At 59.3% G+C, this 452-nt stretch carries 1 pseudogene; it reads left to right on the top strand.

Features of this window, described 5'->3' with window-relative positions:
- Positions 1–45: 45 nt before the first annotated feature.
- Positions 46–452 (top strand): annotated as a pseudogene (locus tag AACY45_RS28545) (FecR domain-containing protein); the annotation flags it as partial.

Below are 452 nucleotides of genomic sequence, written 5' to 3' on the forward strand. Positions count from 1 at the left end.
CTCTTTCCTCGCCGCTATTCCCTTTCCTCTCTATTCGGTTCAAGCCTGGCCCTGGCGCTTGTGATCAACAGCCCACACGTTCTAGCCAAGCCTGCCCCTGTGCGTGCGCCCTACATAGATGACAACCTGATGTGCCGGGCACAGCCGCTGCCGGCAGTCGTGCAGCACCTGACCGGTTAAGCCTGGAAGCTCGATGCCAAGGGACGCCCCAGCGTGTTGGAAGAAGGCATGCTGATTGATGAGCAGGAAAGCGTAAAAACCTCGCCCTCGGCGTTTGTCAGCTTGTTGCTGGGTGACGGCTCGCGGGTTGTCCTGCCCTCCAGCTCCGAGGTGCGTCTGCACTTGGTGGAAGAACAGGCGATTCCCCAGGTGATCCTGCAACAAGGGCAAGTGGAAGCCTACGTACTCAAGCGCGCCAGTGACTATGACCGTTTTCAGATCGTGACCCCGGT

It is taken from the genome of Pseudomonas sp. RA_35y_Pfl2_P32, assembly GCF_963970735.1.
Taxonomy (GTDB): domain Bacteria; phylum Pseudomonadota; class Gammaproteobacteria; order Pseudomonadales; family Pseudomonadaceae; genus Aquipseudomonas.